This is a genomic window from Bradyrhizobium japonicum USDA 6 (assembly GCF_000284375.1).
Taxonomy (GTDB): domain Bacteria; phylum Pseudomonadota; class Alphaproteobacteria; order Rhizobiales; family Xanthobacteraceae; genus Bradyrhizobium; species Bradyrhizobium japonicum.
This window is the reverse complement of the sequence record NC_017249.1, coordinates 7486825-7510494: the sequence shown is the minus strand read 5'-3', so window position 1 is coordinate 7510494 and position 23670 is coordinate 7486825. Positions and strand designations below refer to the sequence as shown.

Sequence of the window (23670 nt, the reverse complement as noted above, 5' to 3'; positions counted from 1 at the left end):
CGTTTTGCGTGAACTGGTTCGGACCAACGACATGGTGCTGGTGTCGGCGATCGGCGCGCTGCTCGACGGCGCCAACATCCATCATCTGGTGCTGGACCAGAACATGAGCATTATCGAGGGCTCGCTGGGCATCCTGCCGCGGCGGATCCTGGTCCATGAGGATGACGCCCAGGAGGCCAGGGAGCTCCTCACCGAGGCCGGCCTCAGCCATGAACTGCGCGGCGATGATTGACGTCGTCACAGACTTCACCGAGGACGCCTTTCTCGGCGGGCAATTGCGCTTGAGGCAGAAGCGGTCCGGCCACCGCGCCGGGCATGACGCCATCCTGCTCGCGGCGGCGACAGAGGCCCGGGCGGGCGACCGTGTCGTCGATCTCGGCGCCGGCATCGGCACGGCCGGGCTGGCGCTCGGCCGGCGCGTCGCCGGTATCGGGCTGAGCCTGGTCGAGATCGATCCGGAACTGGCGGAGCTTGCGCGCGCCAATGCGGCGGCGAACGGAATTGCCGCGGAGACGATCGTGCTCGACGTGACGACCGACGCGCAGGCGTTTGCGGCAAATGGCCTCGTGCCCGACAGCGTCGACGTGGTGCTGATGAACCCGCCCTTCAACGATCCCGCACGCCATCGCGGTTCGCCCGATCAGGCGCGCCGCACCGCGCATGTTGCGAGCGAGGAGACGCTGAATGCATGGGTGCATGCGGCGCGGCGCATTCTCCGATCGGACGGCGCGCTGACCCTGATCTGGCGCGCCGATGGGATCGCGGAGGTTTTGACTGCGCTGTCACGCGGCTTCGGCAGCCTGTCGATCCTGCCGGTTCACGGCGAGGCGGGACGGCCCGCGATCCGCGTGCTGGTGCGCGCGGTCAAAGGCGGCCGGGCTCCGACGCGACTGCTGCCGGGCCTCATGCTCAACGACGAGTCAGGCGTGCCTAAAAATCAGGTGACGGAGATTCTGGAGGGGAGGGCGCTCTTGCCGCTGGCGGAGCCGCGACGACTTACTGCGGAAGCGATTCCGACTGCTGCTCTTGCGGGCTCGTCAGACGGATCGCCATGAACAGCGCACCGACCAGCAGCAACAGCAGATAGATTTTCATGGTGTTCTCCGCTGCCTCATTGCAGCTTCCCAACGGGGAATCTGCAAAACACGTTCCGGGCACTTCCAATGACAGTCGCGTGATAAGAAATGGTTAATCAGAGGTAACGGCATGGCCGAACAATTGAACGATCGCGAGGGTTCCGGCCTGGCCGACAAGCTCATGCAATATCTCCCGGCGCGCTTCCGTCCCGGCACGGCGGTGGTGCCGGTGGTGCGGCTGTCCGGTGTGATCGGTGCGGTGACGCCGCTGCGCCCGGGCATGACGCTTGCGGGCGTCGCGCGGGTGCTGGAGCGGGCGTTTTCGTACCGGAACGCCAAGGCGGTGGCGCTGGTGATCAATTCGCCCGGCGGCTCGCCGGTGCAGTCGCGCCAGATCTATCTGCGCATCAAGCAACTCGCGGCGGAGAAGAAGCTGCCCGTGCTGGTGTTCGTCGAGGACGTCGCGGCGTCCGGCGGCTACATGATCGCCTGCGCCGGCGACGAGATCATCTGCGATCCGTCCTCCATCCTCGGCTCGATCGGCGTGGTCGGCGGCAGTTTTGGTTTCCAGGAGGCGATCAAGCGGCTCGGCATCGAGCGGCGGCTCTACACCGCCGGCGCGCACAAGGCGATGCTCGATCCGTTCCTCCCGGAGAACCCCGACGACGTCGCGAGGCTGAAGGCGCTCCAGCGCGAGATCCACCAGATCTTCATCGCGCTGGTGAAGGAGAGCCGCGGCGCGCGGCTGAAGGGCGCCGACGACACCCTCTTCACCGGCGAATACTGGGCCGGCGAGAGTTCGATCGCGCTCGGGCTCGCCGACGGCATCGGCGATCTCCGCTCAACTCTTCGTGCCCGCTACGGCGAGAAGGTTCTCACCCCCGTGATCGCCCAGCCGACCGGTCTGCTCTCGGGCCTTCTGGGGCGGAAATCGCCCGGTGCGGGCCAGCTTTCGGCCATGGAAACAATGGCCGGCCTGCCGGATGAGCTGATCTCGGCGGTCGAGACGCGGGCGATCTGGGCGAAATTCGGGTTCTAGGCGACACCCTCCCGCGCCATTTGGTCCGGGCCGAGCCAATTGCGGCGCGGCCCGGTCTGCGCAAGAATGTCGGTGGGGGCTGAGCACTAGACAAGGATCGACCGATGCCGCCGTTTGTCGCTTTCGCGGGCGTCCTGGGCGGGCTTGCCGTGGTCCGCTGGGCCTACAAGACCGCTGTCCGGATCAACCACGAGCTGGAGGAGATGCGCCTGTCGCGCGTCGCTGAAGCCGCCCATGCCGGGGAAATTCAGAAGCTGAAACGTGACCCCGTGACCGGAGCGTATCGGCCCGGCTAGGCCGCGCTGCCGTAGGGTGGGCAAAGGCGCTCATGCGCCGTGCCCACCATTCCCTTTGTAACTGTGGTGACGATGGTGGGCACGCTTCGCTTTGCCCACCCTACCGCACCGTTCGGGGTGAAGGGCTGATCGGCCCGAAACCGCCCCCTTGCCTTGATTCCCATCCCCGCCGTCGATACGGTCCCGCGCGATTCAAAACCCCCGCGAGAGCCTGATCTGACGATGGACGCCTCATTGCCCGCCCATATGCGCCCGGAACGCTCGTTCCAGGGCTTCATCCTCGCGCTCCAGCGGTTCTGGGCCGAGCAGGGCTGCGTAATCCTGCAGCCCTACGACATGGAGATGGGCGCGGGCACCTTCCATCCGGCCACCACGCTCCGCGCGCTCGGGCCAAAACCCTGGAACGCGGCCTATGTGCAGCCCTCGCGCCGGCCCAAGGACGGCCGCTACGGCGAGAATCCGAACCGGATGCAGCACTACTACCAGTTCCAGGTGATCATGAAGCCGTCGCCGCCGAACCTTCAGGAACTGTACCTGAAGTCGCTCGCCGCAATCGGTATCGATTCCGCCGTGCACGACATCCGCTTCGTCGAGGACGACTGGGAAAGCCCGACGCTGGGCGCCTGGGGGCTCGGCTGGGAGTGCTGGTGCGACGGCATGGAAGTCAGCCAGTTCACCTATTTCCAGCAGGTCGCGGGCTTCGAATGCGCGCCTGTTGCCGGCGAGCTCACCTACGGGCTCGAGCGCCTCGCGATGTATGTGCAGGGCGTCGACCGTGTCTACGACCTCAACTTCAACGGCCGCGAGGGCGACGCCAAGGTGACCTATGGCGACGTGTTCCTGCAGGCTGAACGCGAATATTCGAAGCACAATTTCGAAGTCGCGGACACCGCGATGCTGTTCGAGCAGTTCAAGATGGCCGAAGGTGCGTGCAGAAAGTACTTGGAGGCAGGCTGGAAGGACGGCAAGCGCGAGGCGCACCTGATGGCGCTGCCGGCCTATGACCAGTGCATCAAGGCGAGCCACGTCTTCAACCTGCTCGATGCGCGCGGCGTGATCTCCGTGACCGAGCGGCAGAGCTACATTCTTCGTGTGCGCGAGCTGGCAAAGGCCTGCGGCGAGGCGTGGATCCATACTGAAGCGGGCGGAGCGGCCTGATGCCCGATCTTTTGCTTGAACTGTTCTCGGAAGAGATCCCCGCGCGCATGCAGGCCAAGGCGGCCGACGATCTGCGCCGCATGGTCACCGACAAGCTCGTCGCCGAGGGCCTCGTCTACGAGGGTGCGAAGGCGTTCGCGACGCCGCGCCGCCTTGCGCTCACCGTGCACGGTATCCCCGCGCGCCAGCCCGACCTGAAGACCGAACGCCGCGGTCCGAAAATGGGCGCGCCCGATGCGGCCGTGCAGGGCTTTCTGAAAGCGACCGGTTTGAGTTCGCTCGAGGAAGCCAAGATCCAGCGCGACCCGAAGGGCGACTTCTACATCGCGCTGATCGAAAAGCCCGGCCGCGACGCGATCGACGTGCTCGCCGAAATCTTGCCCGTCATCATCCGCACCTTCCCCTGGCCGAAATCGATGCGCTGGGGCGCGCGCTCCGGAAAACCGGGATCGCTGAGCTGGGTGCGTCCGCTGCACGCGATCACCGCGACCTTCGGACCCGAGACGGAAGAGCCCGATGTCGTCAAATTCTCGATCGACGGCATCGAGACCGGCCAGACCACCTACGGCCATCGCTTCATGGCACCTAGCGCGATCAACGTGCGTCGCTTCGAGGACTATGAGGCGAAGCTGAAGGCGGCAAAGGTCATCCTCGATCCGCAGGCGCGCAAGGACATCATCTTCGCCGACGCCAAGGAGCTGACGTTCGCGCAAGGGTTCGAGCTGGTCGAGGATCAGGTGCTGCTGGACGAGGTTTCGGGCCTCGTCGAATGGCCCGTCGTCATGATGGGATCGTTCGAGCAGGAATATCTCGCGATTCCGGAAGAGGTGATCCGCGCCACGATCCGCAACAACCAGAAGTGCTTCGTCGTCAGGGATTCCAAGACGGGCAAGCTGACCAACAAGTTCGTCCTCACCGCCAATATCGAGGCGGCCGACGGCGGCAAGGTCATCGTATCAGGCAACGAGCGCGTGATCCGTCCGCGCCTGTCGGATGCGAAGTTCTTCTATGAGACCGACCTGAAGACCAAGCTCGAGGATCGGCTGCCGAAGTTCGAGCAGATCGTGTTCCACGAGAAGCTCGGGACGCAGGCTGAGCGCATCAAGCGCATCGAGCGTCTCGCTGCCGAAATCGCGCCGCTGGTCGGTGCCGATGTCGCCAAGGCCAAGCGCGCCGCGCATCTCGCCAAGGCCGATTTGCTGACCGAAGTCGTCGGCGAATTCCCGGAGGTGCAGGGCCTGATGGGCAAGTACTACGCGCTGGCGCAGGGCGAGGATGCCTCTGTCGCTGCCGCGTGCGAGGAGCACTACAAGCCGCAAGGCCCGGCTGATCGCGTGCCGACCGATCCGGTCAGCGTTGCGGTCGCGCTTGCAGACAAGATCGACACGCTCGTCGGCTTCTGGGCGATCGACGAGAAGCCGACGGGCAGCAAGGACCCGTACGCGTTGCGTCGTGCGGCGCTGGGTGTGATCAGGCTGATCGCTGAGAACAACCTGCGTCTGTCGCTCATGAAGGTGGTGGCATCTGCACTCGCCGGCTTGTCGGTGAAGTCGGCCGATGTGGGGAAGCTTCCAAGCGATCTCCTCGCCTTCTTCGCCGATCGCCTGAAGGTCCAGCTGCGCGAGCAGGGCGCACGGCACGATCTCGTCGATGCCGTGTTTGCGCTCGGCGGCCAGGACGATCTCCTGATGATCGTCCGCCGCGTCGAGGCACTCGGCAAGTTCCTCGATAGCGATGACGGCAAGAACCTGCTCGCCGGCATCAAACGTGCGAGCAACATCCTCGGCATCGAGGAGAAGAAGGACAAGCGCAGCTTCGACGGTGCGCCCGATGCCGCGCTCTATGGCCTCGATGAGGAGAAGGCGCTGGCGAAGGCGATCGGCGAGGTGCAGGCGGAAGCCAGTGCTGCCGTCGCCAGGGAAGACTTTGCCGCCGCGATGAGCGCGATGGCCAAGCTGCGTCCGCCGGTCGATGCGTTCTTCGAGAAGGTTCGCGTCAACGACGACGATCCGAAGGTGCGCGAGAACAGGCTGAAGCTGCTCAACGAGATCCGCAGCGCCACGCGTGCGGTCGCGGATTTCTCGAAGATCCAGGATTGAGGCGCGGTCGCACGGCAAACACCGCTGTCATTCCGGGACACGCCGAAGGCGTGGGCCCGGAATCCATACTCACAATCGTGGTTATGGATTCCGGGCTCGCGCTCCGGAATGACGACGCACACAAAAAGCCCCGCCCGGCGGGGGAGAACCGGGCGGGGCCTGATGTCCGCACTACGCGATGCGCGCCAGCCTGATTGAAGTGACGCGCCGGACATCGAGTTGATCGGAAGCGTTTTCAAGCGAAGTGGATACCGGTTCGCGTGAAGAAAACGCGTTCAGACGAGAATCTAATCCATCACCTCGACGATGCGCCGCGAGCGTGGCTCGACCAGCACGGTTGCGCCGTTCACGACGGTGTAGCGATAGGTGGTGGCGCCGAAACGTTGCGGCACGTCATAATAAGTGACGCCGCTTTCAGGTAAGGTGGCGCCGACCACCACGCGATCCGGGACACGGAAGGCCGGCACACGTTGCTCGACGACATATTCGCGGAATGCCGGCCTCTGTTCGACCGCAATCGTCGGACCGCTGTCGACGACAACAGGCGCGCGGCCGACGGTGAGACCGGATTGCGCAGACGCTGCGATCGGCGAGCCGAGCGCGGCGCCAAGCGCAGCGAGGGCGAGAATCCTGTTCCGCATGGGCAACTCCTTCGAACTGATTTCAGCCGGCGCCACTGGCGCGACCGGTTGCCAATGCATGTCCCCTTCGCAATGTTCCGGGAAAAGCCCTGCCGCATCAGCGGCAATTTCGGGCAGTTTTCGCGAAGCCGGGAACCTGTTCGCGCCTTGTGCGTCTCTACCCGCGGAACCCGGTCCGGTATGATCCAGCCGCGATTCGCCTCACGTCACGGAAAGACAATTCATGCACATCACCGTCGCCCACATCTCGCCGCTTCTGTCGCTGCTTGCGGGTGTGCTCATCCTGATCATGCCGCGCCTTCTCAACCTGATCGTCGCGATCTTTCTCATCATAAATGGTGCGATCGGGCTCGGATTGTTGAAGTGGCTCCATCTCTAGGCCTTCATTTTCCGGAACTCTTCGACTTGCGCGGGCCTGCCCAAAGTGGTGTAAGGCGCGCGATTTCCCATTCCTCTCGCAGGTTGTGTGCAAGCTATGGCCAAAGCCGCCTCGAAGCCTTCTAAAACTGCAGCGAAATCAAAGCCCTCCGCCAAGGCGAAAGCCGCGCCGGCGGCTCGCAAGGCGCTCGCCAAGAGCACCTTGAAGAGCGCCCCGAAGCCGGTCGCCAAGACGGCCGCAAAGGCGGCTCCAAAGCCGGCGGCGAAGGCCACGACCAAGGCGGCTGCGCCGAAGGTTGCCGTGAAGCCCGCCCCCAAGAAGGCCGCGCCCGCCAAGGCGGCGCCAGCCGCGGCCAAGGCCGGCAAATGGGTGTTCACGTTCGGCGACGGCAAGGCCGAGGGCCGGACGGAGATGCGCGATCTGCTTGGCGGCAAGGGCGCCAACCTCGCCGAGATGGCCAATCTCGGCCTTCCCGTGCCTCCCGGCTTCACCATCCCGACCTCGGTCTGCACCTACTTCTACGCGCACGACAAGTCCTATCCGAAGGAATTGCAGGCGCAGGTTGAGAAGGCGCTCGACCATGTCGGCAAGTTGACCGGCAAGGTGTTCGGCGACGTCAAAAACCCGCTGCTCGTCTCCGTGCGCTCCGGCGCGCGTGCCTCGATGCCGGGCATGATGGACACGGTGCTCAATCTCGGCCTCAACGACGAGACCGTGGAAGCGCTGTCGGAACTGTCGGGCGACCGTCGCTTCGCCTATGACAGCTATCGCCGCTTCATCACCATGTATTCGGACGTGGTGCTCGGCTTCGAGCATCATCACTTCGAGGAAATCCTCGACACCTTCAAGGACAGCCAGGGCTATACGCTCGACACGGACCTCAGCGCCGAGGACTGGGTCGGGCTGGTCGGAAAGTACAAGGACGCGGTCGCGCGCGAGACCGGCAAGGATTTCCCGCAGGATCCGCACGACCAGCTCTGGGGCGCGATCGGCGCGGTGTTCTCATCCTGGATGAACGCGCGCGCGGTGACCTATCGCAAGCTGCACGACATTCCGGAATCCTGGGGCACCGCGGTCAACGTGCAGGCCATGGTGTTCGGCAACATGGGCGAGACGTCGGCAACCGGCGTCGCCTTCACCCGCAACCCCTCGACCGGCGAGAGCAAGCTCTACGGCGAGTTCCTGATCAACGCGCAAGGCGAGGACGTGGTGGCGGGCATCCGCACGCCGCAGGACATCACCGAGGAAGCGCGCAAGGAATCCGGTTCCGACAAGGCGTCGATGGAAGCGGCGATGCCGGAAGCCTTCAAGGAGCTGACGCGGATCTACACGCTGCTCGAGAAGCACTACCGCGACATGCAGGACATGGAGTTCACGGTCGAGCAGGGCAAGCTGTGGATGCTCCAGACCCGCGGCGGCAAGCGCACCGCCAAGGCGGCGCTGCGCATCGCGGTCGAGCTCGCCAATGAAGGGCTGATCTCGAAGAAGGAAGCGGTGACGCGGATCGATCCCGCCTCGCTCGACCAGCTGCTGCATCCGACCATCGATCCCGACGCCAAGCGCGACGTGATCGCGACCGGCCTGCCGGCCTCGCCCGGCGCGGCCTCCGGCGAGATCGTGTTCTCCTCGGACGAGGCGGCCAAGCTCCAGGCCGACGGGCGCAAGGTGATCCTGGTTCGCATCGAGACCAGCCCGGAAGACATCCACGGCATGCACGCCGCCGAAGGCATCTTGACCACCCGCGGCGGCATGACCTCGCATGCGGCGGTGGTCGCGCGCGGCATGGGCAAGCCCTGCGTCTCCGGCTGCGGCACCATCCGCGTCGATTACGGCCGCGGCACCATGAGCATCGGCTCCCGCACTTTCAAGACCGGCGACGTCATCACCATCGACGGCTCGCTCGGCCAGGTGCTCGCCGGCCGCATGCCGATGATCGAGCCGGAGCTGTCCGGCGAGTTCGGCACGCTCATGACCTGGGCCGACCAGGTCCGCAAGATCGGCGTCCGAGTCAACGGCGATACGCCGGATGATGCCCGCACCGCGATCAAGTTCGGCGCGGAAGGCATCGGCCTCTGCCGCACCGAGCACATGTTCTTCGAGGAGACGCGCATCCGCACGGTTCGCGAGATGATTCTCTCCGAGGACGAGCAGTCGCGCCGCGCCGCGCTGGCCAAGCTGCTGCCGATGCAGCGCGCCGACTTCGTCGAGCTGTTCGAGATCATGAAGGGCCTGCCCGTCACGATCCGGCTTCTGGATCCTCCCCTCCATGAATTCCTGCCGCACACCCATGCCGAGGTCGAGGAAGTGGCGCGCGCCATGAACACCGACCCGCGGCGCCTGGCCGACCGTGCGCGCGAGCTCTCGGAGTTCAATCCGATGCTCGGTTTCCGCGGCTGCCGCATCGCGATCGCCTATCCGGAGATCGCCGAGATGCAGGCTCGTGCGATCTTCGAAGCCGCAGTTGAGGCCGAGAAGCGCACCGGCAAGGCCGTCGGCCTCGAGGTGATGGTGCCGCTGATCGCCACCAAGATGGAGCTCGACCTCGTCAAGGCGCGCATCGATGCCACCGCGAAAGCCGTGATGCGCGACACCAACACCAAGCTGACCTATCAGGTCGGCACCATGATCGAGCTGCCGCGCGCCTGCCTGCTCGCGGCCGAGATCGCCGAGAGCGCCGAGTTCTTCTCGTTCGGCACCAACGACCTCACGCAGACGACCTACGGCATCAGCCGCGACGACGCGGCGAGCTTCCTCGGTCCCTACGTGTCGAAGGGCATCTTGTCGGTCGATCCCTTCGTCGCGCTCGACCAGGAAGGCGTCGGCGAGCTCGTCAAGATCGGCGTCGCGCGCGGCCGCAAGACGCGCCCGCAGCTCAAGGTCGGCATCTGCGGCGAGCACGGCGGCGATCCCGCCTCCGTCGCCTTCTGCCACAACATCGGCCTCGACTACGTCTCCTGCTCGCCCTACCGCGTGCCGATCGCCCGTCTCGCGGCGGCGCAGGCGGCGCTCGGCAAGGCGATCGCGAGCCAGGCGTAAGCGAAGCGGTGAAGTGTTGAATGCGAAGAGGCGGGGCCAAACCCCGCCTCTTTCATTTGGTACACTGCTCTCTCCCCACCGTCATTGCGAGCGCAGCGAAGCAATCCAGAACCCTTCCGCTGAAGCAGTCTGGATTGCTTCGTCGCTGCGCTCCTCGCAATGACGAGTGTGTTGCACGCGCGTGCCGCCACACACTCACTGTCATCGCCCGGCTCGACCGGGCGATCCAGTATTCCGAGGCAACCGTGATTGAATCGAGAAGCTGCGGCGTACTGGATGCCCCGCCTTCGCGGGGCATGACAGCTGTGGTGTGGAGGGGGTTCGCGAAAACGCCAACACCGGGAACTCACACGCGTCCCGTAATGAGACGCCCGCGCAAGAGTTCCTTCACCATTCACGTTGACCGAATGTTTACCGCTTTACGAGAGGCGGCGTTTACCAACGTGCATCATTGCCCGTGGAAACACCTGCAATCGCTTGAGTGTGCCGCACGCGCAACGCCGATTAACGCCCCGGCAACCTAAATTGGATACTTACGATAAAGATCGAATTGTACGGACGTACTGCGGTTCGATTTTTCTGGCGTAAGCGTAGCGTGAGCGTGTCGATGTCAGTCTTGCGTAACCATCCGAAGGGCGCGCGGTTCGCGTCCTTCGGAATCGGTCTCTGCATCTTCGCATTGATGCCGAGAGAGACCGGCTATCAGGATATCGCGTCGTTGCTGGCGCGTCAGCCCGGCGTCGCCGAGCGCTGGCAAAAGCAGGTGTTTTCTGCCGCGTCCTCGATCCAGCTCGCCACCTACAGCTTTTCCCGTCCGATCGGCACGTCGCTTCCGCAGAGCGCGATGGTTCGCCTCGCGAGCCTCGATGGTCGCGACGTCACCGGCGCGATCAGCCGCAATCCCGCGCTTCAGGCGCCGCCGCGCTACCAGGCCGCCGATTTTCCCAAGGTCGATCGCTCCATGAAGGGGGATCGCCTCGCAAGCGTCACGCCCGCGCAGGCGCCCGAGACGACCGCGCCATCGGACGCACCGGCCCAGCAAGATCCCGCGACATCGAACAGCTCGGTGTTCGGCGCCAAAACCGCCGCTTTGCCGCAAATCATGTCGCCGGAGTCCGCGGCCGCGCTCGATCCCGAGCTTCAGGAAGCGCTGCGCGCGCCGCCGCTGCCGCAATATGCCAATCCGCCACAAGCCAGTGACGCAGCGCGCGCATTCGCGGTGCAGCCGCTCGAGGCGCTGAAGCAGGCGACCCTTCCGGAGGCAGCGCCGCGCGATCCCTTCCGCGTCAAGACCTCGAACCTGTTTTTCGGCAGCTCCTCGCTCGGCGGCAATCTCGAGAGCATCGAGAGCTGGCAGCCCGGCGCCGAGCCGCTGATCGTGATGCCCGATCCCGATATGAAGGTGACGGCCTCGCTGTCGCCGCCGTCGACCGAGATCGCCAAGGATATCGAAAGCGGCGAGAGCGTCGCGCCGAAGGGCGAGGTCAACGCCGACAACCAGCGCGCCAGATCGCCGGCGGAGCGGCTCGCGCTCGACGACAAGTCGCGCGCAAAGTCCGAGAAATGTCTCGCCGAAGCCGTCTATTTCGAATCGCGCGGCGAGGCCGTGCGTGGCCAGATGGCGGTTGCGCAAGTCGTGATGAACCGCGTCTTCTCCGGCAAATATCCGGACACCGTGTGTGGCGCGGTCTATCAGAACAAGCATCGCCATTTGGCGTGTCAGTTCACCTTCGCCTGCGACAACAATGCCGACGTGATCCGCGAGCCCGAGATGTGGGAGCGCGCGAAAAAGATTTCGAAGGCGATGCTCGACGGCCAGATCTGGCTGCCTGAAGTCGGCAAGTCCACGCACTACCACGCCTACTGGGTGCGTCCGTCCTGGGTCGCCGAGATGAAGAAGATGTACAAGACCGGCGTTCACACCTTCTATCGCCCGCGCGCCTGGGGCGACGGCAGCGAGGAACCGAGCTGGGGCACCCCGGCCCAGACCGCCGCGCTCTCCGCCGAGCTCGCCCAGGAAGCCAAGAGCTCCGCCGAGATGGGCGTCAGCGAGCGAAGGTAGTCTCTCTTAACCTCGCCCCGCTTGCGGGGAGAGGTCGACGCGCGAAGCGCGTCAGGTGAGGGGGTACAGGTCTCTCGGAGATCTCGCGTGGGGAGAGAGGCCCCTCACCCCAACCCTCTCCCCGTAGGAACGGGGAGAGGGAGTAGATGGCGTCACGCATCGATATCCAGCGCGCAGTCGAAATTCGGCGCCGAATGCGTCAGCGCGCCGGATGAGGCGTAGTCGACGCCGGTCGCCGCGATGGCCGCGATCGAGTCCAGCGTGACGCCGCCGGATGCCTCCAGCTGGAGGCGCCCCTCGTTGAGCCTGACAGCCTCGCGCAGCGTCGCAAGGTCCATGTTGTCGAGCAGCACGGCATCGGCGAGCCCGGTGCCGAGCACCTCGCGCAATTGCGCGAGCGTATCGACCTCGATCTCGATCTTGACGAGATGACCGGCATGGGCGCGGGCGCGCTCCAGAACCGGGCGGATGCCGCCGGCGACCGCGATGTGGTTGTCCTTGATCAGGATCGCATCGTCGAGCCCGAAGCGGTGGTTGAAGCCGCCGCCGCAGCGCACGGCGTATTTCTCCAGCGCCCGGAGCCCCGGCGTGGTCTTGCGCGTGCAGCAGATGCGCATTGTCGTGCCTTCGGTCCGTGCGACGTAGTCAGCCGTGAGCGTCGCGACGCCCGACAGCCGGCCGACGAAATTCAGCGCGGCCCGCTCCGCCGTGAGGATGGCGCGCGCCGGGCCCGTGATCGTCAGCACGCGCTGGCCGCGGGCGACGCGTGCGGCGTCGCGGACATGTGCGCGCACCTCGATATCGGGCGAGAGCTTTTGCAGCGTCGCCAGCGCCAGCGGCAAGCCGGCGATAACGCCGGACTGGCGCGCGACCAGGATGGCCTGCGCCTTGGTCGCCTCCGGGATCGTTGCAAGCGAGGTGATGTCGCCGGCGCGGCCGAGATCCTCGTCGAGCGCGCGATGCACGGCCGCGTCGATCGCAAGCGGCGACAGGAAGGCGTCGGGATAGAGCAGTGACGTCGGGGTGATCATGGGGGACTCCATCAGGCGATCATCGGTCGGGCGGTGCGTGGCAGCGGACGCTCGCTCAGGCTCTCCGCGATCTCACGTGCCTCCGTGAGCGTCGTCATCGTTCGCTGCGCCAGCGCGGGGCCTTCCGCCGGATGGTCGGAGCGGAAATGTGCGCCGCGGCTCTCGCGCCGCGTCCAGGCCGACGCGGCGACGAGCAGGGCCGAAATTGCCATGTTGCGGACAGCGAAGTTGCCGGCTTCGCGTTCGACCGCGGCGAAGCTGCGCACGGCCTCCGCAAGCCCGTCACCGTTTCGGATCACGCCGACATGCGCGCTCATCATCGTTCGCAACCGCTTCACGGCGGCAGCGTCCGGCGTGCCGCCACGCGATGTGACCAACGCATCGGGAAGGCGGGCAGGCGAGGGGATCGCGCGGCGGGCGATGTCGTCGGCGATGCGGGCGGCGTAGACCACCGCCTCCAGGAGCGAATTCGACGCCAGCCGGTTGGCGCCATGCGCGCCGGTGGATGACACTTCGCCCGCGGCCCAGAGCCCGTCGATCGAGCTGCGGCCCTGCTCGTCCACCGCGATGCCGCCCATATGGTAGTGCGCCGCCGGCGCGATCGGGATGGCCTGCGTGGCGGGATCGATACCGGCCGCGATGCAGCTTGCATGCACGGTCGGAAATTTGTCGGCGAAGCGCGCACCCAGCGCCTGCCGCGCATCGAGGAAGGCGCCGCGCCCGGCCGCGATCTCGGCGAACACGCCGCGGGCCACGATGTCGCGCGGCGCGAGCTCTGCGAGCGGATGGCGCGCGAGCATGAAACGTTCGCCATCGCCGTTGATCAGCGTCGCACCTTCGCCGCGCAGCGCCTCCGTTGCGAGCGGCGCCGGGTCGCGCCCGGCCATGATGGCGGTGGGGTGAAACTGCACGAATTCAGGATCGGCGATCACGGCGCCGGCGCGTGCTGCGATCGCAAGGCCCGAGCCGCTGGCTTCGAGCGGGTTGGTGGTGACGGCATAGAGATGGCCGAGGCCGCCGGTCGCCAGCACCACCGCGCGAGAGGCCAGCAGGAGCGGACGTGCCGCGGGATTGCCGGCCTCGCGCAATTGAAGACCGGTGACCGCGCCGTCCTCGGTCAACAGCGATTCGGCGACGAGACCTTCGATCAGTCGGATCGACGGCGTGCGGCGTACGGCCTCGCTCAGCGCCGCGATGATCGCGGCTCCGGCCCCGTCGCCGCGCACATGCACGATGCGCCGCGCCGAATGCGCGGCCTCGCGGCCGACAGCAAGCTTGCCTTCGAGGTCGCGGTCGAACGGCACGCCATAGGCGAGTAGGTCATGGATTCGCGGCGCGGCCTCGCGCGCGATGCCGAGTGCGACCGCTTCATCGACAAGACCGCCGCCGACGGCGATGGTGTCGGCGGCGTGCGCTTCCGGGCTATCGCCTTCGGCCACGGCCGCAGCGATGCCGCCTTGCGCCCAGGCGGATGATGCGCCCTGTCCAAGCGGTGCGGCGGAGATCAGCGTTACCGGCCGCGGTGCGAGCTTCAGTGCACAAAAGAGTCCGGCGAGGCCGCCGCCGACGATGACGACGTCATCGGTGCTGCGGGTGAGATTGTGGATGTTGTCTGGCATGCTTCGCTCTCAATTCTTCAGATTGATCATCCGCTCGACCGAGCGCCGCGCGCGTTCCACGAGCGCGGGATCGATCGTGACCTGCTCGCCAAGCGTGAGCAGGCTGTCCAGAATGTTGGCGAGCGTGATGCGCTTCATGTGCGGGCAGAGATTGCAGGGGCGAAGCATCTCCACGTCAGGCAGCTCGGCGCGGACATTGTCGGCCATCGAGCATTCCGTGATCATGACGAGCCGCCGCGGCCGCCGCTCGCGCACCCAGTTGATCATGTGCGCGGTCGAGCCGGTGAAATCGGCTTCCGCCAGCACATCAGGCGGGCATTCGGGATGCGCGATGATCTGCACGGAGGGGTCGGCCTCGCGATAAGCGCGCAGCTCTTCGCCCGTAAAGCGCTCGTGCACCTCGCAGGCGCCCTTCCAGGCGATGATCTTCACGTCGGTCTTCGAGGCCACATACGTCGCGAGATAGCGATCGGGCAGGAAGATCACGGTCGGCGCGTTCAGGCTCTCGACCACTTGCACCGCGTTCGACGAGGTGCAGCAGATGTCGACCTCCGCCTTCACGTCCGCCGACGTGTTGACATAGGCGACGACGGGCACGCCGGGAAATTTTTCGCGGAGCAGGCGAACGTCCGCGCCCGTGATGCTGTCCGCGAGCGAGCAGCCGGCGCGCGCGTCCGGGATCAGTACCATCTTGTCCGGGTTGAGCAGCTTTGACGTCTCCGCCATGAAGTGCACGCCGCATTGCACGATGATGTCGGCCTTCACCTTGGTCGCTTCGACCGCGAGCTGAAGCGAGTCGCCGCCGATGTCGGCGACGCAATGAAAGATCTCCGGCGCCTGGTAGTTGTGCGCGAGGATGACCGCGCCCCGGGCCTGCTTCAGCTCGTTGATCGCCTTGATCGTCGGCGCCATCAGCGGCCACTCGATCGGGGGGATCACGTGCTTCACGCGCTCATAGAGCGGCGCAGTCGCCCGCTCGACGTCCGCAGTCCATTCCAGTGAGGGCTTCGGCAGCGCGGGGCCGGTTCGCGCTGCTATGGCGCGAGGAGGGGCGGGGACTTGGCCCTGCGGCTGGTTGGCAAAGTCGTCGGGGCCGTAAATTCCAGTGATGGGCATCGAAGCCTCCCGTGAATGCTAATTATGCTCCATGTGAGTATATATAGAACCTGAGAACTCCGGCCGAGAGGCCGGTGGGACTTCACCAAAGCTTACATATACTCAATCTGAGTAAATCAAAGATAACACGTGCCCGCGCAGGCCGCTAGCCCCAGCCGCACACATTACCGTCAAGTCGCACCCGGCGCGTCAGGCGAGGCCGCGTTGAAACGCAATGCTCCCGCGGCAGCCCTTCGTGGAACGCAATCATTTTTGGCTTGGGATTTTCATGCATCTGCATTAAACGCGTGGCTCGCGGTTGCCTATTCCGGATCCGCCAGCGACTGATGAGGAACCCATGTCCACTCAAGCGGGCGAGCTCGGTCCGGTCTCGCGTTCCTCCTCCTGGCGTACCCCAGCCATCATCATTCTCTGCGGCTGTGCCATCGGCATGCTCGGCTTCGGCCCGCGCTCGGCGCTCGGCTTCTTCGTGCAGCCGATGAGCCACGAATTCGCCTGGGGCCGCGACGTGTTCGGCCTCGCGATCGCCGTGCAGAACCTGCTGTGGGGATTGGGCCAGCCCCTTGCCGGCGCGGTCGCCGATCGCTTCGGCCTGTTCCGGGTGATGTGCGTCGGTGCGCTGCTTTACGCCGGCGGCCTGCTGCTGATGCGCTATTCCTCGACGCCGCTGTCGCTGAATCTCGGCGCGGGCGTGATGGTGGGATTCGGTCTCGCCGGCTGCTCGTTCAACCTGGTGCTGTCGGCCTTCACCAAGCTGTTGCCGGCGGAGAAGCGCGGGCTCGCGCTCGGCGCCGGCACCGCGGCGGGCTCGTTCGGCCAGTTCCTGTTCGCGCCCATTGGCGTCGCGCTGATCGACAATTTCGGCTGGCAGCAGGCGCTCACCGTGTTCGGCTTCCTGATGCTGCTGATCATCCCGCTGTCGCTGGCGCTCTCGACGCCGCCGGTCGCAACCACGGCCAACACGACGCCTGAGGATGAGCAAACCTTCACGAAAGCGCTCGCCGAAGCCTTCGGCCATCGCTCCTATGTGCTGCTGGTGCTCGGCTTCTTCACCTGCGGCTTCCAGCTCGCCTTCATCACCGTGCATCTGCCGGCGTTTCTGGTCGATCGCGGCATCTCGACGCAAACCGGCGGCTGGGTGATCGCGGCGATCGGCCTGTTCAACATCATGGGATCGCTGAGCGTCGGCTATCTCCAGAACTCGCTGCCCAAGCGCTACATCCTCTCCGCGATCTATTTCACGCGCGCGCTTGCGACGCTCGCCTTCATCTCGTTTCCGATCACGCCGTTCTCGGCGATCGCATTCGGCGCGGTCTCCGGCCTGACCTGGCTGTCGACGGTGCCGCCGACTTCGGCGCTGGTGGCGCTGATGTTCGGCACGCGCTGGCTCGCCACGCTCTATGGCTTCGCCTTCGTCAGCCATCAGGTCGGCGGCTTCCTCGGCGTCTGGCTCGGCGGCATCGTGTTCGAAAAGTTCGGTTCCTATACGCCGATCTGGTGGCTGTCGATCCTGTTCGGCGTGCTGTCCGCGCTGATCAATCTTCCGATCGTGGAGAAACCGGTTCAGCGAGCGGTTGCGCAGCCTGCCTGATCGGCTAAACATCCCCTGAAACAAGTTCAGGGAGTTCAGTCGTGGCCACATTCAAGGCGATCCGGATCGACAAGGCGGACAAGGGCACCACCGCCGCACTCACGCAGTTCGACGATTCCGAGCTGATGGACGGTGATGTCACGGTCCGCGTGGAATGGTCGACGCTGAACTACAAGGACGGCCTCGCGCTCACCGGCAAGGCGCCGGTGGTGCGTCGCTTCCCGATGATCGCCGGCATCGATTTCGCCGGCACGGTTGAAACCTCCGCCCATCCGCAATGGAAGGCGGGCGACAAGGTCGTCTGCACCGGCTGGGGCATGGGCGAGACCCATCTCGGCGCCTATGCCGAGAAGGCGCGGGTCAAGGGCGACTGGCTGGTCGCCTTGCCGCAGGGCCTGTCGGCGCGTGACGCCATGGCGATCGGCACCGCCGGCTTCACCGCGATGCTGTCGGTGCTGGCGCTGGAGAAGCACGGCCTGTCGCCGAAGAGCGGCCCTGTGGTGGTGACGGGCGCGGCCGGCGGCGTCGGCTCGGTCGCCACCGCCGTGCTCTCGAAGCTTGGTTATCACGTCATCGCCTCCACCGGCCGCGCCTCGGAAGCCGACTATTTGAAAGAGATCGGTGCGGCCGAGATCATCGACCGCAATGAATTGTCGGCGGCGGCCAAGCCCCTCGCCAAGGAGCGCTGGGCCGGCGGCGTCGACAGCGTCGGCTCGACCACGCTCGCGAATCTCCTCTCGATGACGAAGTATGGCGGCGCGATCGCGGCGTGCGGCCTGGCGGCCGGCATGGACCTGCCGTCTTCTGTCGCACCCTTCATTTTGCGCGGGGTGTGCCTTCTCGGCATCGATTCCGTGATGTGCCCGATCGAGCCGCGGAAAGCCGCCTGGCAGCGTCTGGCCTCGGATCTAGATCGGACGAAACTATCTGAAATTACTCATGAAATTCCGATCGAGGAAGTTTCGGAATGGGGCGCGAAAATCCTGGCCGGCCAGGTCCGCGGCCGCATCGTGGTAAAAATTCTCTAACGGCGTTCAGACTTTACCAACCAAGCTGCTTCAATGTTGCCTTGGTTAGTATGGTAAGCAGCGGGTAAAGAGATAAGGCATCGCCCGCGCTGGGGTTGGTTCGGAGTTGAGCATGCTTGCGCGTATTGTGTTGGGGGCTGTCACGGCGGCAGCGACGTTTGCTCCGGCTATTGCAGGAAGCATGAACGCCGACGAGGCGCGCCGCTTCGTTGCCGGTAAAGTGTTCGCCTTCACCTGCTTCGACGGTACCCGCGGCGCAGGCCGCATCCTGGACGATCTCGGCGCCGCCGGCGCGGTGCAGTTCTCGGGCGCAGGCCCGGTGAAGCATCTCCGCCTGCCCGGCAACACGCTCCAGATCCGCGGGCAGAACGTCTGCGCCTCGATCAAGGGCATTCCATTCGAGCCGTGCTTCAACCTGGAAAAGACCGACGATCGCAGCTTCCGCGGCTCGGTGTCGGGCATGGGCTTCGCCTATTGCGACTTCCGCCACCAGGGCGGCAATCAGATGCTGATGGCCCGCGCCGTGGCGCGTCCGCGTTCGCTGCGCGCTTCGGAGCGCACCGGTTCGGTCGCTGCGTCCAACACTGAAGTCGCCGCGCGCGTCGAGACGCCGCGTGTCGAGAGCAGCCGGCTCGAGCCGGTGAAATCCGAAGCCAAATCGGAGCCCGCCAGGAACGACGCTCCGCTGGAATTGCGGCGCTCGACCCAGTGAGCTGGCTGCGCGGGGCCGCCCGCGCATTTTGTCGTTGAAAATATTCATCGGTCACCAGGCCGCCGCGCCGTAGTCATACGGACGGCGGCTTTCATGCCTTGGTAGCGACTCGCGTCCCAGTTTGCCCAGGGCCGGGGGCAAGGGTTCTACGATGTCGCTGTATTTCTTCCGCATCAGCACCGGTCGTTATTCCGGCGCCGCCGACCAGCCGTACGAGTTCGAGGATCGCGCCGCCGTCTGGGCCGAGATGAGCGAGGTCTGCGCCAACCTGCTCGGCAGCATCGCGCGCAACCTGAAGCCGAATGCGAAATGGAGCATGGAGCTGCTCGACGAGAACAAGAAGCCGGTCTTCCGCGTCAGCCTGGTCGGTGAGACAGTGTGCTGATGCCCGCGAACGGTAACCGTTAACGGACGCCACCGCGTGCAAATCCGCGAGATCCATCTCGTTGCACGTGAAAAGTGCGCTGCTGCAGTAGTTTAAAGCGCCATTTCAGTATTTCTACCCAGGCTGCCGCTGCCGCCCTTAACGTTAATGAGCAACCTCGCGGGTTAGCCTTCCCGGATTGTTCACGCGCGTTGGCGCGGCAATGCATATCCGGGGATTACGTCGATGATGTTCATTCAGAACCTGCGAATTGGCACCAAGCTCGCCATCACGTCCGCGCTGACCATCGGGCTCGTCACGCTGATGATCATCCTCCAGATGAGCGGCGGCGCCGAGGTTCAGAAGCTCAGCAATGCCGCATCGGCGCAGCAGGCGATCGCGCAGAACGCTGCAGAAGCGAAAGCCTCGGTGCGCGGGATGCAGATCGGCATTCGCGACATTCTGACATCATCCTCGTCGGCCGAAATGCAGAAGGCCGCCACCTATTTCAATGATCGCCTGACGGCGGCGCTGAAGTTCTCGGGCGAGATGGCGAAGCTGTCGCACTCGCCGGAGAACCACAAACGAATCGACCGTTTGACTGTGCTGATCGGCAATTACCAGAAGGGCGAGCAGCAAATCGAAACTATCCGCAAGCAGGAGCTAGCGCTCGAAGGCAAGAAGGACGGCGAAGCGGCGGCGCAGTACGCAAAGCTCGTGTCCGATATCGACCGCATCCGCAAGGAAACGCTGGCGCCGATCAACGAAGAGATCTCGGAGCTGACCAACGAGATCACCAATTTTGCCAAGCAGAAGAGCGTCGAAGCCCGCACCGAGGCCGAAGCAGAGGCGGCGTCGGTGGCGCGGACCTCGTTCATCACCGGTATGCTGGTCGCGCTGGTTCTGATCGGGGCATGCATCTTCTCCGTCTTCAGCATTGCGCGGCCCATGCGCGCATTGACGGCGGCGATGGAGAAGCTCGCCGGCGGCGATTTCTCCGTGGTGCTGCCGGGCCTCGGCCGCAAGGACGAGGTCGGCGAAGTCGCCGGTGCCGTCGAAAAATTCAAGATCGTGTCCGAACAGAAGGCGCGGGAGCATGCGGAAGCCAAGTCGCGGCAGGATCAGCTCGCGGCCGAGCAGCGCAGCTCCGAGATGCGCAGGCTCGCCGACAGCTTCGAAGGCGCAGTCGGCGAGATCGTAGGTACGGTGTCATCGGCTTCCACGGAGCTTGAAGCATCCGCCACCACGCTCACCTCGACCGCGGAGCGCACGCAGCAGCTCACCACCGTGGTCGCAGCCGCCTCCGAAGAGGCCTCCACCAACGTGCAGTCGGTGGCCTCGGCAACGGAGGAGCTGTCGTCGTCGATCACCGAGATCAGCCGCCAGGTGCAGGAATCTGCGCGCGTCGCCAGCGAGGCGGTCGGCCAGGCCCGCACCACCACCGACCGTGTCAGCGAGCTGTCGAGGGCGGCAACGCGGATCGGCGACGTCGTCGAGCTGATCAACACCATCGCCGGCCAGACCAACCTGCTGGCGCTCAACGCCACGATCGAGGCCGCGCGTGCCGGCGAAGCGGGCCGCGGTTTTGCCGTGGTCGCCTCCGAGGTCAAGGCGCTCGCCGAGCAGACCGCGAAGGCAACCGGTGAGATCGGCCAGCCGATCGCCAGCATTCAGGCCGCGACCGAGCATTCGGTCGGCGCCATCAGGGACATCAGCGACACCATCGAGAAGCTGTCGGAGATCTCTTCGGCGATCGCGGCTGCAGTGGAAGAGCAGGGCGCCGCGACGCAGGAAATCTCCCGCAACGTCCAGCAGGCGGCGGAAGGCACCCATCAAGTGTCGTCCAACATCACCGACGTGCAGCGCGGCGCAAGCGAGACCGGCTCGGCGTCGTCGCAGGTGCTTTCGGCGGCGCAGTCGCTGTCCGGCGACAGCAGCCGCCTCAAGCTCGAGGTCGGGAAGTTCCTCACCACGGTGCGCGCCGCCTGAGGGCGGCCGTCCGCACCCGATCAACCGCCGATTGCAACCGCCGCGCGACGACGCGTGGCGGCTCGCATGCGTCCGCGGCCGATACCGCGGTGAGAAGGCCTGCACGGTTAACCTTCCGGAAAACCGATACGGTCATGATCTCGCAATATTCGGGTGCCGAGTCGCCCTCCCTGTATTGCGTATCGAACGTATCGGAGCACATTCAATGAGCGGCTTTTCCATTCGCCTCACCCACAAGGTCATGGCGATCGGACTCTTCGGCCTTGTCGGTCTCGTCGCCTTCGGCGCTATCTACGAGATCGGCAGCCTCTCTCAGGACGCCTCCCGCACCGTTGCCAACCGCGCCCGCGCGATCGCTGACCTCAACAATCAGCTCACGATCGAGATGCTGGAGGCGCGCCGCAACGAGAAGAATTTTCAGCAGCGCCGCAACGAAAGCTACGCCAAGGCCCATGCCGAGCTGATGGGACCGATCAACCGCGATTTCGACGAGGTCGGGCGGTTGATGGCGGCCGGCGGCATGAGCGCGCTGTCCGACAAGACCAGGCAGGCGCATGACGGCTTCAAACGCTACGCTGAGCGTTTCAAGGCGCTCGTCGTGGCCGAGACCAGAATAGGGCTGAACGAGACGCTTGGCCTGTCCGGTTCGCTCCGCGCCGCCGTGCACGACATCGAGGTGAGGCTCAAGGAGATCGACGATCCCAGGACGACGAGCTGGATGCTGATGATGCGCCGGCACGAGAAGGACTTCATGCTGCGGCGCGAGCCCAAATACATTGCCGAAGTGAAGAAGGCCGCGGTTGAATTCTCCAAGGCGATCGAGGTGGTCGCAGTCCCGACGGCGGTGATGAACGACATCACGGCCAAGCTCCAGAAGTACCAGTCCGAGTTCGCGGCCTGGGCCGAGACCGCGCAGCAGAGCGCTGCGCTGGACGCGAGCATGATGAAAACATTCCGCGAGCTCGAACCCTCCATGGTCGAGGTGCGGACCGCCGTCGACGCCATGTACAAGCAGGCCGACGCCGCGGAAGTCGCAACGCGCGATGCCGTACGCCTGTGGATGATGATTGCTTTCGCCGTCACTGTCGTCGTGCTCGCCGTGGTCGGCTTCTTCCTCGGGCGGTCGATCTCGAAGGCGCTGTCCGGCATGGTCGGTGCGATGACGCGGCTCGCGCGCGGCGAGCTCTCGATTACCGTTCCGGGCGTGGGGCGCAATGACGAGATCGGCGAGATGGCCGGCGCGGTCGAGGTGTTCAGGACCAACATGGCGGAGGCGGAGCGGCTGCGCGCGGAGCAGGCGGAGGCTGATGCGCGCGGACGCGAACGGCGCAAGGCGGATATGCACCGCCTCGCCGACGGGTTTGAAGGCGCGGTCGGCGAGATCATCGACACGGTGTCGTCGGCGGCAACCGAGCTCGAGGCGTCCTCCAACACGCTGACCCAGGCCGCCGAGCGCGGTAACGGGCTCGCCACGGCGGTGGCGGCGGCCTCCGAAGAGGCGTCCGCGAACGTGCAGTCGGTGTCGTCCGCGAGCGAGGAGATGACCACATCGATCTCGGAGATCAGCCGCCAGGTGCAGGAATCGGCCCGCGTCGCTGACGTCGCGGTCGAGCAGGCCCAGCGCACCAACGCGCGCGTCGCCGAGCTGACCAAGGCGGCAGGGCGCATCGGCGACGTGGTCGAGCTGATCAACACCATCGCGAGCCAGACCAATCTGCTGGCGCTGAATGCCACGATCGAGGCGGCACGTGCGGGCGAGGCGGGCAAGGGCTTTGCGGTGGTCGCGACCGAAGTGAAGGCGCTCGCCGAGCAGACCGCGAAGGCCACCGGCGAGATCGGCCAGCACATCGGCGCGATCCAGACCGCGACGCAGGATTCGGTCGGCGCGATCAAGGAGATCGGCGACACCATCGCGCGGATGTCGGAAATATCCTCGGCCATCGCCGCGGCTGTGGAGGAGCAGGGCGCCGCGACGCAGGAGATCTCCCGCAACATCCAGCATGCAGCGCACGGCACCTCGGAAGTCTCCGCCAATATCGGTAACGTCCGGCGCGGCGCAGGCGAGACCGGGGCTGCGTCGGCCCAGGTCCATTCAGCGGCGCAATCGCTGTCTCAGGAGAGCAACCGGCTGAAGAGTGAAGTCGCGCGCTTTCTGGAGTCGGTGCGGGCGGCGTGAGGTCGTCAGCGGTCTTGTTCGAACCGCGCATCGCGCTTTGTGCCGGTGTGGCGCTGCGCGATGTTTGTCGCGCTGCAACGCTTGATTGCCGAACATATAACGGCAGCGACAGCGAATTCCGTAGTTTCACTAGGTTCCTGTTAACGCCTGTTTGCAACTATGGGCGCAATCTTACCGGATAAGAACCAGCCAGCATTGTTGGAATGACTCCGCCCTCTCGTCCGTCGCGACGATAGCGGCGCGGGTGACTTGTGCGTT

General features: G+C 65.4%; 19 protein-coding genes. 15 read left to right on the top strand and 4 right to left on the bottom strand.

Features of this window, described 5'->3' with window-relative positions:
• The first annotated feature begins 4 nt into the window (after positions 1-4).
• From BJ6T_RS35105 to glyS, 6 genes are all read left to right on the top strand, one after another.
• Entirely contained in the window at positions 5-232 is a 228-nt protein-coding gene (locus BJ6T_RS35105; protein WP_014497336.1) for a putative signal transducing protein, read from the top strand.
• Positions 225-1055, top strand: coding sequence for a tRNA1(Val) (adenine(37)-N6)-methyltransferase (locus tag BJ6T_RS35100; protein WP_014497335.1), 831 nt, complete (start codon positions 225-227; stop codon positions 1053-1055). Before BJ6T_RS35105 ends, BJ6T_RS35100 begins: the two co-directional genes overlap by 8 nt.
• 151 nt (positions 1056-1206) lie before the next feature.
• Positions 1207-2115 carry a S49 family peptidase gene (locus tag BJ6T_RS35095; RefSeq protein ID WP_014497334.1) on the top strand — a complete coding sequence of 303 codons (909 nt, stop codon included), beginning with the start codon at positions 1207-1209 and terminating at the stop codon, positions 2113-2115.
• 104 nt (positions 2116-2219) lie between these two features.
• Positions 2220-2411: a hypothetical protein gene (locus BJ6T_RS35090; protein ID WP_014497333.1), complete on the top strand. Its 192-nt coding sequence runs from the start codon at positions 2220-2222 to the stop codon at positions 2409-2411.
• A 222-nt stretch (positions 2412-2633) separates the two neighbouring features.
• Positions 2634-3569: a glycine--tRNA ligase subunit alpha gene (locus BJ6T_RS35085; RefSeq protein ID WP_014497332.1), complete on the top strand. Its 936-nt coding sequence runs from the start codon at positions 2634-2636 to the stop codon at positions 3567-3569.
• Positions 3569-5668 carry a glycine--tRNA ligase subunit beta gene (gene glyS, locus BJ6T_RS35080; protein ID WP_014497331.1) on the top strand — a complete coding sequence of 700 codons (2100 nt, stop codon included), beginning with the start codon at positions 3569-3571 and terminating at the stop codon, positions 5666-5668. The genes BJ6T_RS35085 and glyS overlap by 1 nt, the downstream gene beginning before the upstream one ends.
• Positions 5669-5955: 287 nt before the next feature.
• Here glyS and BJ6T_RS35075 read toward each other — a convergent pair whose 3' ends face one another.
• Positions 5956-6309, bottom strand: coding sequence for a DUF1236 domain-containing protein (locus BJ6T_RS35075; RefSeq protein WP_014497330.1), 354 nt, complete (start codon positions 6307-6309; stop codon positions 5956-5958).
• A gap of 223 nt (positions 6310-6532) precedes the next feature.
• Here BJ6T_RS35075 and BJ6T_RS44130 point away from each other — a divergent pair, with 223 nt between their 5' ends.
• The 3 genes from BJ6T_RS44130 (at position 6533) to BJ6T_RS35065 (ending at position 11786) form a co-directional block, all read left to right on the top strand.
• The gene (locus tag BJ6T_RS44130; RefSeq protein ID WP_014497329.1) at positions 6533-6688 is read left to right on the top strand and encodes a DUF3096 domain-containing protein; all 156 of its coding nucleotides are present in this window, start codon (positions 6533-6535) and stop codon (positions 6686-6688) included.
• A gap of 96 nt (positions 6689-6784) precedes the next feature.
• Positions 6785-9724 (top strand): pyruvate, phosphate dikinase, encoded by a 2940-nt coding sequence (gene ppdK, locus BJ6T_RS35070; protein ID WP_028170141.1) that lies wholly within the window; start codon positions 6785-6787, stop codon positions 9722-9724.
• A 607-nt stretch (positions 9725-10331) separates the two neighbouring features.
• Entirely contained in the window at positions 10332-11786 is a 1455-nt protein-coding gene (locus BJ6T_RS35065; protein ID WP_028170142.1) for a cell wall hydrolase, read from the top strand.
• A gap of 152 nt (positions 11787-11938) precedes the next feature.
• On the opposite strand, the gene nadC is transcribed toward BJ6T_RS35065, so the two are convergent.
• Genes nadC through nadA form a run of 3 tightly spaced genes read right to left on the bottom strand, consistent with a single transcriptional unit; the run spans position 11939 to position 15552 of the window.
• Positions 11939-12817, bottom strand: coding sequence for a carboxylating nicotinate-nucleotide diphosphorylase (gene nadC, locus BJ6T_RS35060; protein WP_014497326.1), 879 nt, complete (start codon positions 12815-12817; stop codon positions 11939-11941).
• Between the two features lie 11 nt (positions 12818-12828).
• Positions 12829-14436 (bottom strand): L-aspartate oxidase, encoded by a 1608-nt coding sequence (locus BJ6T_RS35055; protein WP_014497325.1) that lies wholly within the window; start codon positions 14434-14436, stop codon positions 12829-12831.
• A gap of 9 nt (positions 14437-14445) precedes the next feature.
• Positions 14446-15552 (bottom strand): quinolinate synthase NadA, encoded by a 1107-nt coding sequence (nadA, locus tag BJ6T_RS35050; RefSeq protein ID WP_014497324.1) that lies wholly within the window; start codon positions 15550-15552, stop codon positions 14446-14448.
• Between the two features lie 337 nt (positions 15553-15889).
• Here nadA and BJ6T_RS35045 point away from each other — a divergent pair, with 337 nt between their 5' ends.
• The 6 genes from BJ6T_RS35045 to BJ6T_RS35015 all read left to right on the top strand — a co-directional run bounded on the left by BJ6T_RS35045 (position 15890) and on the right by BJ6T_RS35015 (position 23412).
• On the top strand, positions 15890-17143 hold the full coding sequence (locus BJ6T_RS35045) for an MFS transporter (protein ID WP_014497323.1): 1254 nt from the start codon (positions 15890-15892) through the stop codon (positions 17141-17143).
• Between the two features lie 41 nt (positions 17144-17184).
• The gene (gene acuI, locus BJ6T_RS35040; RefSeq protein ID WP_014497322.1) at positions 17185-18171 is read left to right on the top strand and encodes an acrylyl-CoA reductase (NADPH); all 987 of its coding nucleotides are present in this window, start codon (positions 17185-17187) and stop codon (positions 18169-18171) included.
• 112 nt (positions 18172-18283) lie between these two features.
• Complete coding sequence (locus tag BJ6T_RS35035) at positions 18284-18883, top strand: hypothetical protein (protein WP_028170143.1); 600 nt, start codon at positions 18284-18286, stop codon at positions 18881-18883.
• A 151-nt stretch (positions 18884-19034) separates the two neighbouring features.
• Positions 19035-19268, top strand: coding sequence for a DUF6894 family protein (locus BJ6T_RS35030; protein ID WP_014497320.1), 234 nt, complete (start codon positions 19035-19037; stop codon positions 19266-19268).
• A gap of 225 nt (positions 19269-19493) precedes the next feature.
• The gene (locus BJ6T_RS35025) at positions 19494-21236 is read left to right on the top strand and encodes a methyl-accepting chemotaxis protein (RefSeq protein ID WP_014497319.1); all 1743 of its coding nucleotides are present in this window, start codon (positions 19494-19496) and stop codon (positions 21234-21236) included.
• A 205-nt stretch (positions 21237-21441) separates the two neighbouring features.
• On the top strand, positions 21442-23412 hold the full coding sequence (locus BJ6T_RS35015) for a methyl-accepting chemotaxis protein (protein WP_014497318.1): 1971 nt from the start codon (positions 21442-21444) through the stop codon (positions 23410-23412).
• Positions 23413-23670: the final 258 nt, after the last annotated feature.

What these genes read in the sequence shown, in the direction of transcription:
- BJ6T_RS35095 (WP_014497334.1), top strand. Translation starts at nt 1,207, where the DNA reads ATGGCCGAACAATTGAACGATCGCGAGGGTTCCGGCCTGGCCGACAAG.
- BJ6T_RS35030 (WP_014497320.1), top strand. Translation starts at nt 19,035, where the DNA reads ATGTCGCTGTATTTCTTCCGCATCAGCACCGGTCGTTATTCCGGCGCC.
- BJ6T_RS35015 (WP_014497318.1), top strand. Translation starts at nt 21,442, where the DNA reads ATGAGCGGCTTTTCCATTCGCCTCACCCACAAGGTCATGGCGATCGGA.
- BJ6T_RS35035 (WP_028170143.1), top strand. Translation starts at nt 18,284, where the DNA reads ATGCTTGCGCGTATTGTGTTGGGGGCTGTCACGGCGGCAGCGACGTTT.
- BJ6T_RS35055 (WP_014497325.1), bottom strand. Translation starts at nt 14,436, where the DNA reads ATGCCAGACAACATCCACAATCTCACCCGCAGCACCGATGACGTCGTC.
- BJ6T_RS35075 (WP_014497330.1), bottom strand. Translation starts at nt 6,309, where the DNA reads ATGCGGAACAGGATTCTCGCCCTCGCTGCGCTTGGCGCCGCGCTCGGC.
- nadC (WP_014497326.1), bottom strand. Translation starts at nt 12,817, where the DNA reads ATGATCACCCCGACGTCACTGCTCTATCCCGACGCCTTCCTGTCGCCG.
- glyS (WP_014497331.1), top strand. Translation starts at nt 3,569, where the DNA reads ATGCCCGATCTTTTGCTTGAACTGTTCTCGGAAGAGATCCCCGCGCGC.
- BJ6T_RS44130 (WP_014497329.1), top strand. Translation starts at nt 6,533, where the DNA reads ATGCACATCACCGTCGCCCACATCTCGCCGCTTCTGTCGCTGCTTGCG.
- BJ6T_RS35100 (WP_014497335.1), top strand. Translation starts at nt 225, where the DNA reads ATGATTGACGTCGTCACAGACTTCACCGAGGACGCCTTTCTCGGCGGG.
- BJ6T_RS35065 (WP_028170142.1), top strand. Translation starts at nt 10,332, where the DNA reads ATGTCAGTCTTGCGTAACCATCCGAAGGGCGCGCGGTTCGCGTCCTTC.
- BJ6T_RS35025 (WP_014497319.1), top strand. Translation starts at nt 19,494, where the DNA reads ATGATGTTCATTCAGAACCTGCGAATTGGCACCAAGCTCGCCATCACG.
- BJ6T_RS35085 (WP_014497332.1), top strand. Translation starts at nt 2,634, where the DNA reads ATGGACGCCTCATTGCCCGCCCATATGCGCCCGGAACGCTCGTTCCAG.
- BJ6T_RS35045 (WP_014497323.1), top strand. Translation starts at nt 15,890, where the DNA reads ATGTCCACTCAAGCGGGCGAGCTCGGTCCGGTCTCGCGTTCCTCCTCC.
- BJ6T_RS35090 (WP_014497333.1), top strand. Translation starts at nt 2,220, where the DNA reads ATGCCGCCGTTTGTCGCTTTCGCGGGCGTCCTGGGCGGGCTTGCCGTG.
- ppdK (WP_028170141.1), top strand. Translation starts at nt 6,785, where the DNA reads ATGGCCAAAGCCGCCTCGAAGCCTTCTAAAACTGCAGCGAAATCAAAG.
- nadA (WP_014497324.1), bottom strand. Translation starts at nt 15,552, where the DNA reads ATGCCCATCACTGGAATTTACGGCCCCGACGACTTTGCCAACCAGCCG.